This is a genomic window from Flavobacterium croceum DSM 17960, assembly GCF_002917885.1.
Lineage (GTDB): Bacteria > Bacteroidota > Bacteroidia > Flavobacteriales > Flavobacteriaceae > Flavobacterium > Flavobacterium croceum.
This window is the reverse complement of sequence record NZ_PQNY01000008.1, coordinates 140,610-154,239: the sequence shown is the minus strand read 5'-3', so window position 1 is coordinate 154,239 and position 13,630 is coordinate 140,610. Positions and strand designations below refer to the sequence as shown.

The 13,630-nt window shown below is 31.0% G+C and carries 11 protein-coding genes; 5 read left to right on the top strand and 6 right to left on the bottom strand.

Going from position 1 to position 13,630, the window contains the following annotated elements; translation table 11 throughout:
• Nucleotides 1-315 precede the first annotated feature (315 nt).
• Both Q361_RS07680 and Q361_RS07675 read right to left on the bottom strand, forming a co-directional pair.
• Nucleotides 316-720, bottom strand: a complete 405-nt coding sequence (locus Q361_RS07680; protein WP_103726137.1) for a response regulator — start codon at nt 718-720, stop codon at nt 316-318.
• Nucleotides 713-2,401: a PAS domain-containing protein gene (locus tag Q361_RS07675; RefSeq protein ID WP_103726136.1), complete on the bottom strand. Its 1,689-nt coding sequence runs from the start codon at nt 2,399-2,401 to the stop codon at nt 713-715. Before Q361_RS07675 ends, Q361_RS07680 begins: the two co-directional genes overlap by 8 nt.
• Before the next feature lie 140 nt (nt 2,402-2,541).
• Here Q361_RS07675 and typA point away from each other — a divergent pair, with 140 nt between their 5' ends.
• Complete coding sequence (typA, locus tag Q361_RS07670; RefSeq protein WP_103726135.1) at nt 2,542-4,341, top strand: translational GTPase TypA; 1,800 nt, start codon at nt 2,542-2,544, stop codon at nt 4,339-4,341.
• 73 nt (nt 4,342-4,414) lie between these two features.
• Here the strand turns inward: typA and Q361_RS07665 are convergent, their stop codons facing one another.
• Nucleotides 4,415-4,930, bottom strand: a complete 516-nt coding sequence (locus Q361_RS07665) for a hypothetical protein (RefSeq protein WP_103726134.1) — start codon at nt 4,928-4,930, stop codon at nt 4,415-4,417.
• Nucleotides 4,931-5,084: 154 nt separating this feature from the next.
• On the opposite strand from Q361_RS07665, the gene rpmH reads away from it, so the two are divergent.
• The 3 genes from rpmH to Q361_RS07650 all read left to right on the top strand — a co-directional run bounded on the left by rpmH (nt 5,085) and on the right by Q361_RS07650 (nt 9,330).
• The gene (gene rpmH / locus Q361_RS07660) at nt 5,085-5,246 is read left to right on the top strand and encodes a 50S ribosomal protein L34 (RefSeq protein WP_103726133.1); all 162 of its coding nucleotides are present in this window, start codon (nt 5,085-5,087) and stop codon (nt 5,244-5,246) included.
• Nucleotides 5,247-5,415: 169 nt separating this feature from the next.
• Nucleotides 5,416-8,268: a carbamoyl-phosphate synthase large subunit gene (carB, locus tag Q361_RS07655; protein ID WP_103726132.1), complete on the top strand. Its 2,853-nt coding sequence runs from the start codon at nt 5,416-5,418 to the stop codon at nt 8,266-8,268.
• A 102-nt stretch (nt 8,269-8,370) separates the two neighbouring features.
• Nucleotides 8,371-9,330 (top strand): ion channel, encoded by a 960-nt coding sequence (locus Q361_RS07650; protein ID WP_103726131.1) that lies wholly within the window; start codon nt 8,371-8,373, stop codon nt 9,328-9,330.
• Between the two features lie 45 nt (nt 9,331-9,375).
• Here Q361_RS07650 and rny read toward each other — a convergent pair whose 3' ends face one another.
• The 3 genes from rny to Q361_RS07630 form a co-directional block, all read right to left on the bottom strand.
• Nucleotides 9,376-10,938, bottom strand: coding sequence for a ribonuclease Y (rny, locus tag Q361_RS07645; RefSeq protein WP_103726130.1), 1,563 nt, complete (start codon nt 10,936-10,938; stop codon nt 9,376-9,378).
• Between the two features lie 214 nt (nt 10,939-11,152).
• Nucleotides 11,153-11,443: a cell division protein ZapA gene (locus Q361_RS07635; protein WP_103726129.1), complete on the bottom strand. Its 291-nt coding sequence runs from the start codon at nt 11,441-11,443 to the stop codon at nt 11,153-11,155.
• A 5-nt stretch (nt 11,444-11,448) separates the two neighbouring features.
• Nucleotides 11,449-11,739 (bottom strand): DUF3450 domain-containing protein, encoded by a 291-nt coding sequence (locus Q361_RS07630; RefSeq protein ID WP_103726128.1) that lies wholly within the window; start codon nt 11,737-11,739, stop codon nt 11,449-11,451.
• 195 nt (nt 11,740-11,934) lie between these two features.
• Here Q361_RS07630 and Q361_RS07625 point away from each other — a divergent pair, with 195 nt between their 5' ends.
• The gene (locus tag Q361_RS07625) at nt 11,935-13,629 is read left to right on the top strand and encodes a M23 family metallopeptidase (protein ID WP_103726143.1); all 1,695 of its coding nucleotides are present in this window, start codon (nt 11,935-11,937) and stop codon (nt 13,627-13,629) included.
• The last annotated feature ends 1 nt before the right edge of the window (nt 13,630 follow it).

The following is a 13,630-nucleotide window of genomic DNA, read 5'->3' as shown; positions in this document are numbered from 1 at the left end:
AACCTCTTTTTTTTGTTATTGGTACGGCGTGTTCGCGAGCTCGGTTCGCCGCCTTCTTTTAATGAGTTCTGATCAAAATCAGAACTCATTTTTTTTATAGATACTCCAAAGTTCTATTTTTTATTCTAAAATCACCACCTTTGTATTCAATCCTTTAAGACTTACTTCAAGGATTTTTTGTTTTAAATGACAGCCATATTGAGAATTACTTCTTATAAAAACTCTATAAAATTAATCCTTTACCGTAAAGCGCAAATAATGTGCATCTTATAATTAAACTATTTATTAAATATGAGAAATGCTACATATAGTATATTATTTAGATATTCTTAATAGGTTTTCAGCCGTTATTGGTTTGGATATGAAGTTTTTAACGATACTGTAATTCTTTGCTTTTTCAATATCTTTTGGGTCAATTGTAGAGGATAGTATTATAATATTTAAATTAGAATCATAAAGATTTGTTTTTGATAAAGCATCTAGAAATTCCCAACCATCCATAACAGGCATATTAAGATCTAAAAAAATTAAATCTGGATAAATTTTTGATCCTTTTTCATAAATTTCATTTAAATATTTTAATGCATCTTTGCCATTGGTTAAGGTATCTACATGTAACGAAAATTGAGTCTTCTCAATAACTTTTTTACAAAGCATAAGTGTTATTGGGTCATCATCTATAAAAAGAACACTTTGGTATTTATAATTACTATTACTCATTATTTAATGTAATTTTAAATGTAGTACCTATATTAATTTGACTGTCTATAGAAATAGTACCTCCCATAGATTCCACTTGAGTTTTTATTAAATACAAACCAAGTCCTTTGCTATCTGGATAATCATGAAATCGTTGATATAAGCCAAAAATTTTGTCTTTATTTTTCTCTAAATCAATACCCAATCCATTATCACTAAATGTAATTTCTATTTTGTTATTTTTAAGTTTTGTAGAAACATTTATTTCTGGTTTTATATTTTCTTTAGAATATTTTAAGGCATTAGTCATTAAATTTAAAACAATACTCTCTAAATAGGGTTTATTTATGTAGAGTGTTTCTTGCTCGAATGAAGTTGTTATTATTGGATTTTTGGTTTCCATTAAATATGGAATTTGATTTATGATTGAATCAAAGAATAATTTTAAGTTTACTTTTTCTTTTAATGTAGAAGGATTATCTTTTATTACAATAACTTTTATTAAATCTTCTATCGTTTGGTTTAGTAATAATGTAGATTTTGAAAAACCTTCTACAATTTCTTTTAACTCTGTTTCTTTTATTTCATAATCTTCAAGTAATGCTAGTAGTCCAGTTAAATTTGATAAAGGAGCTCTCAAATTGTGAGAAATGATGTATGAAAATTGTTTTAAATCTTTGTTATTTTTTGTTAGTTCGATAATTAAATTTTCTCTTTCTGTTTCACGAATTTTTTCACTTGTAATATTTCTTTGAATAGATATCCAGTGTGTGTTGGTTTTATTATTGTCAAAAATTGGTGTAGACGAGCAACTTATCCAATAATTCTCGCCATTTTTATTTTTATTTACACCCTCAAAAACTATGTTTTGTTTCTTTCGTAAAGCATAAATAATATTTTCCATATTATTTCTTACACTTTCATAACTTAAAAATGAAGCAATGCTTTTTCCTAAAATGTCATCTTTACAATACCCAGACATTTTTGTAAATGCAGGATTGCAATAAATTATTTTGGGTGTGCTGCCTGTTTTTGCAACATTATTTTCAGAAATAATAATGGCATCGCTCGACTGATTAATCACTGTTTCAAGCAGCTTTAATCTTTCTTCTTCAAGTTTAACTTTAGAAATGTCTTGCATAGCACCAATCATGCGTACTACATTGTCATTTTTATCTTTAATCAACATTCCACGATCATTGATGTAGCAATAATGACCGTCTGCATGTTGAAAACGGTATTCATCTTGCCATTTTCCTTCTTTTTCTTCTATAAAAGAATAGAGTTTTACAGACATTCGTATACTGTCTTCTGGATGTATCTTTTCAAACCACCATTGTAAATCTTCTCTAATTTCATCTTTTTTATATCCAAAAAAATCTTCAATGCCTTTATTCCAAACAAATTTATTGGTTTTAGTATCCCAATCCCAAATAGTATCGCTTGTAGCTTTTAGTACAACATTAAATTTTTCAATTTCATTGTACAACAGTAAATTATTTTCTTTAATTTTTTTCTTACTTTTTTTTTCTTTTAGGTATAAAAAACTAAGTATAATTAGAGTTACAATAAAAAATATAATTAATACTATTAGAGTTGTAAATAAGTTTTTATCTATGTAAAAGCCTGTAAACGATTGATTTATACACAGGTTTTTTGTATTTGCTAGATTGAGAAAAAAAAGAAAATAATAACTAGTCATTTATCAAAAATAATATTTTTTTATCATTAACTATATATTTTATTTCTTAAATTGAGTAAAAAAGAGTGTTTTTTCAGATAAAACAACACTCTTTTTTTAATCAAAATAATGTGTACCTTTGCAGGCATTAAAAAATATATATGGAATCAATAAGAAACATTGCAATTATTGCCCACGTTGATCATGGAAAAACAACTTTGGTAGACAAAATTATGTACCATTGTCAATTATTTAGAGAGAATGAGAATACAGGAGATTTAATTCTGGATAATAACGATTTAGAAAGAGAAAGAGGTATTACTATTGTTTCTAAGAATGTTTCTGTTCGATATAAAAATACTAAAATTAATATCATAGATACACCTGGGCACGCCGATTTTGGTGGAGAAGTAGAGCGTGTACTAAATATGGCCGATGGAGTTTTACTTTTGGTAGATGCTTTTGAAGGGCCTATGCCTCAAACCCGTTTTGTACTTCAAAAAGCTATCGATTTAGGTTTAAAACCATGTGTGGTTATTAATAAAGTTGATAAAGAAAACTGTACTCCAGAAGAAGTTCATGAAAAAGTTTTTGATTTGATGTTTGAACTAGGTGCCGAAGAATGGCAACTTGATTTTCCAACAGTATATGGCTCGGCAAAAAATAATTGGATGAGTGACGATTGGAAAAATCAAACAGAAAATATAGAACCATTGTTGGATATGGTTTTAGAGCATATACCTGCACCAAAAGTTTCTGAAGGTACACCACAAATGCTTATTACCTCTCTAGATTTTTCTTCATTTACAGGAAGAATAGCAATAGGTAGATTACAACGAGGCGAATTGCTTGAAGGAATGAATGTTTCTCTTGTAAAACGCGATGGAAAGATAATTAAATCAAAAATAAAAGAGTTGCATACTTTTGACGGTTTAGGGCGTAAAAAAGTAGAAAAAGTAGTTGCTGGAGATATTTGTGCTATAGTAGGTTTAGAAGGTTTTGAAATTGGTGACACTGTAGCCGATTTTGAAAATCCAGAGGCTTTACAAACTATTGCTATTGACGAGCCAACTATGAGTATGTTGTTTACAATAAATGATTCTCCATTTTTTGGTAAAGAAGGAAAATATGTTACTTCTCGTCATATAAAAGATAGACTTACCAAAGAACTAGAAAAAAACTTAGCACTTCGTGTAAACGAAACCGATTCTGCCGATAAATTCATGGTTTTTGGTAGAGGCGTACTACATTTATCAGTATTGATAGAAACCATGCGTAGAGAAGGTTATGAACTACAAATTGGACAACCACAAGTAATTATCAAAGAAATTGATGGTGTAAAATGTGAGCCTGTAGAAGAACTCACAATCGATTTACCAGAAAATGTTTCTGGTAGAGCAGTAGAGTTTGTTACTGTACGCAAAGGTGAAATGTTAAGTATGGAACCTAAAGGTGAACGAATGATAATTAAATTTAATATTCCATCTAGAGGTATTATTGGTTTGAGAAATCAGTTACTTACAGCAACAGCTGGTGAAGCTATTATGAGTCACCGATTTTTAGAATACCAGCCTTTTAAAGGAGAAATACCAGGTCGTTTGAGTGGCTCGTTAATTTCTATGGAAAACGGTAAAGCAATTCCTTATTCAATCGATAAATTGCAAGAAAGAGGAAAATTCTTTGTCGATCCAAATGAAGATATTTATGAAGGTCAAGTAATTGGTGAAAATTCACGTGGCGATGATATGGTAGTTAATGTTACAAAAACTAAAAAATTAACCAATGTTCGTTCTTCTGGTGCCGATGACAAAGCACGAATTATTCCTGCGATTAAATTTTCTTTAGAAGAAGCTTTAGAATATATTCAAAAAGATGAATACGTAGAAGTTACTCCAAAATCGTTACGTTTAAGAAAAATTTATCTTAATGAAAATGATAGAAAAAGATTTAAAATAGAATAATAAAATCTATAGTAAACAAAAAAGGTTGCACTAAAAAAATAGACTGCAACCTTTTTTATTTCGATTAAAAAAATTAAATACGTTTTAACTGTTCTTTCATCATAGTCATTTGCTCTTTAAGCATACCTTGTTTGTCAAGCTTTTTTACTTCGGCTAATAAGTTTGTGGCTTCAATTTTTCTTCTTCTAGAAAGAGCAATTCCAGCAAGATTTAATTTGGCAATAGCCAAATCTACATCCATATTTAACCCAAGTTCGATAGCTTTTTTAAAGAATTTTTCCGATTGATTTAAATTGGTTTGAGAAACCATTAAACCTTGCATATAGTTGTAGTAGCCTTGTTGCTTTTTTACTAACGCTTTTTCTGGATTTGTAATTTTTAACAGCCATTTTTTTGCACCATCAAAATTTTGCTTTCTAAGCTCAAAAAAGGCAAGAAGTATAAGTTCGTTTCTATAATATAAAAAAATAGGAATAGCCATTAATAGAATTAAAAAAATTCCGTTTCCAATATTCCCTTCCGAGAATTGCCATACAGACAAAGCAACCAATATACCTGCAAAAACAAGCTTTATATTTTTATTAAACATAAGTAGTAAAATTTTGTTTGCAAATGTAATAAAATCAATTAAAAATATTTTTAAAAAAGTGCTTGCGAGAAAAAAAAAGGTTTGTATATTTGCACTCGGTTTTAAACAAGCCGAATTAGTTATTAATAATTCACGATTTTAAAGATAAAGAACAATGAGCAAAAGAACGTTTCAACCATCAAAAAGAAAAAGAAGAAATAAACACGGGTTTATGGAAAGAATGGCTACTGCAAATGGTAGAAAAGTCCTTGCTCGTCGTCGTGCAAAAGGAAGACACAAATTGAGTGTTTCTTCTGAACCAAGACACAAAAAATAATGAATTTATATCATTAATATAAAGCCGTTACTTCTATAAGTAACGGCTTTTTTTATAACCTTATTATTTCTAGTTCTAAATTTTGTTCATAAAATTTAATAATTTGTAGAACTCATACAACTTTTTTATAAAGAAACATATTACTTTTAACACACAACAACACAACATTATGCCAAAAAACAATCACATCAAATCGGTACTTATTATTGGTTCTGGGCCAATAGTTATAGGCCAAGCGTGCGAGTTTGATTATTCAGGATCTCAGTCGGCACGGTCATTAAGAGAAGAAGGAATTGAAGTAACACTTATCAATTCTAATCCAGCAACGATTATGACAGATCCAAGTATGGCAGACCATATTTACCTAAAGCCATTAACTACAAAGTCTATTATAGAAATATTAAAAGAACAACCACAAATTGATGCAGTTTTGCCAACTATGGGTGGGCAAACGGCTTTAAATCTTTGTCTTGAAGCCGAAGAAAAAGGGATTTGGAATGATTTTGGAGTCCAACTTATTGGCGTTGATATCAATGCTATAAATATTACCGAAGACCGAGATCAATTTAAAAATTTATTGCAAAAAATAGGTATTCCTTTTGCTCCAGCCAAAACTGCCAATTCCTTTTTAAAGGGTAAAGAAATAGCACAAGAATTTGGATTTCCTTTGGTCATTCGTCCTTCATTTACTTTGGGAGGAACAGGAGCCGCTTTTGTACATAAAAAAGAAGATTTCGACGAATTGCTTACACGCGGACTAGAAGCTTCTCCTATACACGAGGTACTTATTGATAAAGCATTACTAGGTTGGAAAGAGTACGAACTCGAACTATTGCGAGATAGTAATGACAATGTGGTTATTATTTGTACGATAGAAAACATGGATCCAATGGGTATCCATACTGGCGATTCGATTACTGTAGCGCCTGCTATGACTTTGAGCGATACTACCTTTCAAAAAATGCGTGATATGGCTATATTGATGATGCGTTCTATTGGAAATTTTGCAGGAGGTTGTAATGTTCAATTTGCTGTTTCTCCCGACGAGAACGAAGATATTGTGGCTATAGAAATTAATCCAAGGGTTTCACGTTCTTCAGCATTAGCTTCAAAAGCAACAGGATACCCTATTGCCAAAATAGCAACCAAATTAGCTTTAGGATACACGCTAGACGAACTTCAAAATCAAATTACAAAGTCTACTTCAGCTTTATTTGAACCTACGCTAGACTATGTTATAGTTAAAATTCCTCGATGGAACTTTGATAAGTTTGAAGGTTCCGATAGAACACTTGGTTTACAAATGAAGTCGGTAGGAGAAGTAATGGGAATAGGGCGTTCTTTTCAAGAAGCATTGCACAAAGCAACACAATCATTAGAAATAAAAAGAAATGGTCTTGGTGCCGATGGAAAAGGCTATAAAAACTACGAACAAATTATAGAAAAGCTTACACATGCAAGTTGGGATCGTGTTTTTGTTATTTATGATGCTATACAAATGGGAATTCCAATTTCTAGAATTCATGACATCACAAAAATTGATGTATGGTTTTTAAAACAATTTGAAGAACTACATTTGCTAGAAAAAGAAATATCCAATTATACCAAAGAAAATTTACCCAAAGAACTATTGCTTCTAGCAAAACAAAAAGGTTACGGCGATAGACAAATTGCACACATGCTAAAATGTTTGGAAAGCGAAGTTTACCAACTCCGAAAAGAACAACAAATAAAAAGGGTTTATAAGTTGGTTGATACTTGTGCCGCAGAATTTAAAGCACAAACACCTTATTACTACTCTACTTTTGAAACAGAAATTACAAAGCCTGATGGTTCAAATTATGTATCGAATGAAAGTGTGGTTTCTGATAAAAGAAAGATTGTAGTTTTAGGTTCAGGGCCCAATAGAATAGGACAGGGTATAGAATTTGATTATTCTTGTGTGCATGGGGTTTTGGCAGCCAAAGAGTGTGGTTACGAAACCATTATGATAAATTGTAACCCCGAAACAGTTTCTACAGATTTTGATACAGCCGATAAGCTATATTTTGAACCTGTTTTTTGGGAACATATATACGATATTATTCAGCACGAAAAACCAGAAGGTGTTATCGTACAATTAGGCGGGCAAACAGCACTTAAACTAGCTGAAAAGCTTTCAAAATATGGCGTAAAAATACTAGGAACTTCTTTTGATGCTCTAGATTTGGCAGAAGATAGAGGTCGTTTCTCAGAATTATTAACCCAATTAAATATCCCTTTTCCAAAATTTGGAGTAGCAGAAAATGCAGAACAAGCCGTAAATCTGGCAGATTCATTAGATTTTCCTTTGTTGGTAAGACCATCTTATGTATTGGGAGGTCAGGGTATGAAAATTGTAATTAATAAGCAAGAATTAGAAGAGCATGTTATCGAAATTCTTAAACATATTCCAAACAATAAACTCTTGCTCGATCATTATTTAGATGGCGCCATAGAAGCAGAAGCCGATGCTATTTGCGATGGAGAAAATGTGTATATTATTGGTATTATGGAACATATAGAGCCTTGTGGCATACACTCCGGCGATAGCAATGCTACTTTACCACCATTTAATCTAGGCGAATTTGTTTTGGCTCAAATTAAAGAATATACACAACGCATTGCTATTGCTTTAAAAACAGTGGGTTTAATCAATATTCAATTTGCTATAAAAGACGATACAGTTTATATTATCGAAGCAAATCCTAGAGCATCACGTACCGTTCCATTTATAGCCAAAGCCTATCAAGAACCTTATGTAAACTATGCTACCAAAGTTATGCTTGGCAAAAATAAGGTAACAGATTTTGAGTTTAAACCCAAACTGAAAGGATTTGCAATAAAGCAACCTGTTTTTTCTTTCAATAAATTTCCTAATGTAAATAAGGCGCTTGGGCCAGAAATGAAATCTACAGGCGAAAGTATTTTGTTTATAGATGATTTAAGAGATGATGCTTTTTACGATTTGTATTCAAGAAGAAAAATGTATCTCAGTAAATAAAAAAATATAATTTTACCAAAAACATCTGCTTTATGAAAATAGAGTAGATGTTTTTATTTTTAATCAAAATAACCGTTAATTTGTAAAAATTGATACATTAAAATGGCATTACGAAAAAGATTACATATTAGAATAAAATCACAGCAAAACACAGGTTTTGGTTCTAATGCAGCTAGTTACGGAGGTAGATTTATTTCAAAAAATGGATATGCTAATGTAAGAAAATCTGGGGTTGGTTTTTTTGATAGTATAAGTTGGTATCACACGATGCTTAACATACCGCGTTGGAAATTTATGTTCATCATATTATTGTTCTATTTTTTAGTAAATTGTTTTTTTGCAACACTTTATCTTCTTATAGGTATTGAACATTTAGATGGTGCTCGAGTTTATACGCCTTGGGATAAGTTTGGTCAAGCCTTTTTCTTTAGTATTCAAACACTTACTACAGTTGGTTATGGACATATAAGTCCAACAGGTTTTTTTGCTAGTATGGTAGCTGCTGTAGAAGCTCTTTTTGGATTACTGAGTTTTGCCATAGCAACGGGTTTGTTTTATGGAAGATTTAGTATGCCTAAAGCACATATATTATTTTCAAAAGAAGCTCTTATAGCTCCCTACAAAGAAAACCAAAAGGCCTTAATGATACGTTTAACTCCTTACAAAAATGCAAATTTAACAGATGTAGAAGCTCGATTTACACTAGGTATACAAGCGCAAGAAAGTAGAGGGTCTTCAAATCAGTTTTATAATTTAGAATTGGAGTTGGATAAAATTAATTCTTTAAATTTAAGTTGGACTTTAGTGCATCCAATTACGATAGATAGCCCTTTGTACGAATTTACAGAGCAAGATTATGCAAGTATTAAAGGAGAGTTAATTGTTTTTATAAAAGCGTTTGATGATATGTTTAGTAATACTGTGGTTAAAAGAACTTCATACACGTTTGACGAGTTTGTTTATGGAGCTAAATTTGAACCTATGTTTTCTAGAAATGAAGATAATACCAAAACGATACTTCATATAGACAAGTTAAATGCTTATCAAAAAGTTGAGCTATAAAAAAATCGGCATTAGCCGATTTTTTTATACTTAAAATGAAATAATTTATTTAGCAATATTTACAGCTCTAGTTTCTCTAATTACTGTAATTTTTACTTGACCTGGATAAGTCATTTCAGTTTGAATTTTTTGAGAAATGTCAAATGATAAATTTGCTGCCATTTCATCAGATACTTTTTCGCTTTCTACAATAACTCGTAATTCTCTACCTGCTTGAATAGCATAGGCATTTTTAACACCTTGAAATCCAAAAGCTATATCTTCTAAATCTTTTAAACGTTGTATATAAGAATCAAGAACTTGTCTACGAGCGCCTGGTCTAGCACCCGAAATAGCATCACATACTTGAATAATTGGAGAAATAAGAGACTTCATTTCTATTTCGTCGTGGTGCGCTCCAATGGCATTGCAAACTTCTTCTTTTTCGCCGTATTTTTCAGCCCATTGCATACCCAATAGCGCATGTGGTAAATCGCTTTCTGTTTCTGGAACTTTTCCTATATCGTGCAATAATCCAGCACGTTTAGCAAGTTTTACATTCAAGCCTAATTCTGCTGCCATAATACCACAAAGTTTTGCAACTTCACGAGAGTGTTGTAATAAATTTTGACCATAAGATGAACGGTATTTCATTCTACCTATAGTTTTTATTAACTCAGGGTGTAAACCATGAATACCTAAATCTATAACAGTACGTTTACCAACTTCAATAATTTCTTCTTCAATTTGTTTAGAAGTTTTTGCTACAACTTCTTCAATACGTGCTGGATGAATACGTCCGTCAGTAACAAGTTTGTGAAGTGATAATCGTGCTATTTCTCTACGCACAGGGTCAAAGCAAGATAAAATAATCGCTTCTGGAGTATCATCTACAATAATTTCTACACCTGTTGCCGCTTCTAGCGCACGAATATTTCTACCTTCACGCCCAATAATTCTACCTTTTACATCATCAGATTCTATATTAAATACCGATACACAATTTTCTACAGCTTCTTCTGTACCAACTCTTTGTATAGTATTAATAATTACTTTTTTGGCCTCTTGTTGTGCTGTCAATTTGGCTTCTTCAAGAGTATCTTGAATAAATGCCATTGCTTTAGTTTTTGCTTCAGCTTTAAGACTTTCAACCAATTGTTCTTTTGCTTCGTCTGCAGATAGACCAGAAATATGCTCCAATTGCTCTACTTGTTGCTTATGAAGTTTTTCAATTTCTTGTCCTTTCTTATCTAAAATTTCAATTTTTTGCTGATATTCGGCAGTTTTTGCTTCAAATTCATCATTTACTTTTTTGGCTTTAGACAATTCGTTTGAAACTTGCGATTCTTTATCTCGCGTGCGTTTTTCTACTTCGGCAATTTTTTTCTCTCTAGATAATATTACTTGCTCGTGCTCGGCTTTAAGTTCTATAAACTTTTCTTTTGCCTGCAACATTTTTGCTTGCTTAGTGTTTTCTGCTTGCGAGGTTGCCTCTTTCAATATTGAAGCGGCTTCTTTTTTGGCGTTTTTAATCATGTTAGAAACATTGCTTTTTTCTAGCATTTTTGCAATGCCAAATCCAGCTCCAATTCCAACAACAATTCCAATAATTATACTTAGTACATCCATAATAATAAAAAAAATTATATAAAAAAAGCCTACATTAATAGTATGAATAAACTCGAATAGACAAGTTTTGAGCTAACTCGCTGTTCAAGTTTTCGTGTACAAGCACGACATACTTTAGTAGCGACGATTTACTCATTTTAATTTGTTAGTGTTGAGTTTATCAATAAGTAACTAATGTAGGCAGTCTTTTTAGTCTATTTCTAAGAACGTGATTTTATTTTTCGAGATAATTACCCAATAAATCATTCAATTTTATGAGTTTTTCTAATGCTTCTGTTTGATCGGCATCAGATTTTATATTGCTTTGCTCTACTTGAGAGGCAAATTGTAAAGCACACATGGCTAAAACATCTTGCTTGTCGCGTACCGCATAATTTTCTTCAAATTGCTTAATCATACTATCAATTTTTTTAGATGCACTACGCAATCCTTCTTCTTGAGAGGCATCTACAGTAAGAGGGTAAACTCTATCAGCAATTGATATTTTTATTTTAAGCTTTTCCATTCATTTTATTGAGATAATTGCGCTATGCAATAATCTATTTCTCTAATTAATGAATTTATTTTGAGCTTTGTATCTCGTTTATATTCTTCACTGCCCAATAATGCACTTGCCATTTTGATGTGTTCTAATTCCTTTTGAAGAGAATTTTTTTCTTCTTCTTGGGTTTTAAGTAATAAAATAGATTGATCTAGTTTGCGTTCTAAGTCTTCATTTTTTGCTTCCAACTGCTTAATTTTATGAAGCATTTTGGCAATTTTTTGTTCAAGAGCACTAACTATTTCTACAATTTTACTCATCAAAGGTAATTTACATTACTTTATCTTACAAAAGTAGAATTCCTATTTTATTAAAACAAACGTTTTGATAAAAAATTGTGTAAAATTAAAATATTTAACTATGGTTTTGTCATTCAACGTTTTAACTTGCAAGTTGTTGGGTCTTCTTTTGTAGCTTGTAAAGATTTAGTACTTTTACAGCCAAACAAAAATTTTATGAAAAAAGCAATTTTATTAGCCCTATTTTTTACTGTAGTATCATTTTCTCAAACCAATTATCCTCAAGATTATTTTATCGCTCCATTAGATATTCCTATGCAACTTTCGGGAAATTTTGGAGAACTTCGCCCCAATCATTTTCATGCTGGATTTGATTTTAAAACCAATCAAAAAGAAGGTTTAAATGTATATGCTACCGCAGATGGATATGTTTCTAGAATAAAAGTTTCAACAGCAGGTTATGGAAAAGCAATATATGTTTCACATCCAAATGGTTATACTACAGTTTATGGGCATTTACAACGCTATCAAGGTAAAATACAAGACAAAGTAATAGAGTTGCAGTACAAAGCTCAAGATTATGAAGTTGAAGCTTTTTTTAAACCAGGCGAAATCCCTGTAAAACAAGGTGATATTATTGGTATATCGGGTAATACAGGTGGGTCTGAAGGGCCACATTTGCATTATGAAATTAGAAACTCAAAAACCGAAAAAATAATAAACCCGTTGTTTTTTGGTTATAAATTAAAGGATACAAAAAAGCCTATTGTAAATACGTTGTTGGTTTATCCTTTAGATAAAAATTCGGTAGTTAATGAATCAAAACGTCCTATTGCATTAAGTTTATCGTTGCAAGAAGACGGTACATACATCGCACAAAAAGTTATGGCAACGGGCAAAATAGGTTTTGCAATTTCGTCTTATGATACAGATGATGTTTCGTATAATGCCAATGGGACTTACAAAACAACATTGTCTTCCAACGGAAAAGATGTTTTTGGGTATGAGTTTGATGAGATGGCTTTTGATGAAGCTCGATATGTAAATGCTTTAATAGACTATGGCAGATATAAAAAAATGAAACAACGCATACAACGTTTGTTTATGACATTGCCATACAATTGGGAAAACATTAAAAGCAATATTAATAATGGAGTTTTTGATGTAACCCCAAATTTAACCGATGTGAAAAAAATTACAGTATATGATTATGTAGGTAATAAAACAGAAATATTTGTGCCTGTAGCATATTCGAGTAATCAAGCAAAAATTCCTTCTGATGTAAAAACAACAAAATATTTTGTAAAAGCAAAAACAGATGCTCTTTTTGAAAAAGATAATATTTCGGTATATTTTCCAGCAAATACTTTTTATGAAGATTTTTATTTAAACTTTGATGTAAAGGGTAATACTTTGTATTTACACGAAGATATTGTTCCAACACACAATAATTTTACCATAACATTTGATAATATAAATTTACCTGATTCAGAAAAAAATAAATCATTTATAGCTATGGTTGTAAATGGAAAACAACAATATTATACAACAAAACGCGACGGTTCTACGTTTTCTTGTAAATCAAAATTATTAGGGCAATATACTATTGCAAAAGATACGATAGCTCCAAAAATTACAATAGCCAAGAGTATAGAAAACAAATGGATTACCAACCAAAAAAGTATTACCCTTACTATTTCTGATGATTTTTCGGGTGTGAAAAAATTTGATGGTTATATAAACGATAAGTGGGTTTTGTTTGAATATGAACCCAAAACCAAAAAAATCATGCATCAATTTGTAGACGAAAATTTAAAAGAAGGATTAAACAAATTAAAAGTTGTAGTTGCCGATAATGTGGGAAATTCTGCTACCTTTGAAACACAATTTAATAGAAGTCAAAAGAAATAAG

Coding starts and splice junctions, on each gene's coding strand:
- Q361_RS07680 (WP_103726137.1), bottom strand. CDS start 720: ATGAGTAATAGTAATTATAAATACCAAAGTGTTCTTTTTATAGATGAT.
- Q361_RS07675 (WP_103726136.1), bottom strand. CDS start 2,401: ATGACTAGTTATTATTTTCTTTTTTTTCTCAATCTAGCAAATACAAAA.
- typA (WP_103726135.1), top strand. CDS start 2,542: ATGGAATCAATAAGAAACATTGCAATTATTGCCCACGTTGATCATGGA.
- Q361_RS07665 (WP_103726134.1), bottom strand. CDS start 4,930: ATGTTTAATAAAAATATAAAGCTTGTTTTTGCAGGTATATTGGTTGCT.
- rpmH (WP_103726133.1), top strand. CDS start 5,085: ATGAGCAAAAGAACGTTTCAACCATCAAAAAGAAAAAGAAGAAATAAA.
- carB (WP_103726132.1), top strand. CDS start 5,416: ATGCCAAAAAACAATCACATCAAATCGGTACTTATTATTGGTTCTGGG.
- Q361_RS07650 (WP_103726131.1), top strand. CDS start 8,371: ATGGCATTACGAAAAAGATTACATATTAGAATAAAATCACAGCAAAAC.
- rny (WP_103726130.1), bottom strand. CDS start 10,938: ATGGATGTACTAAGTATAATTATTGGAATTGTTGTTGGAATTGGAGCT.
- Q361_RS07635 (WP_103726129.1), bottom strand. CDS start 11,443: ATGGAAAAGCTTAAAATAAAAATATCAATTGCTGATAGAGTTTACCCT.
- Q361_RS07630 (WP_103726128.1), bottom strand. CDS start 11,739: ATGAGTAAAATTGTAGAAATAGTTAGTGCTCTTGAACAAAAAATTGCC.
- Q361_RS07625 (WP_103726143.1), top strand. CDS start 11,935: ATGAAAAAAGCAATTTTATTAGCCCTATTTTTTACTGTAGTATCATTT.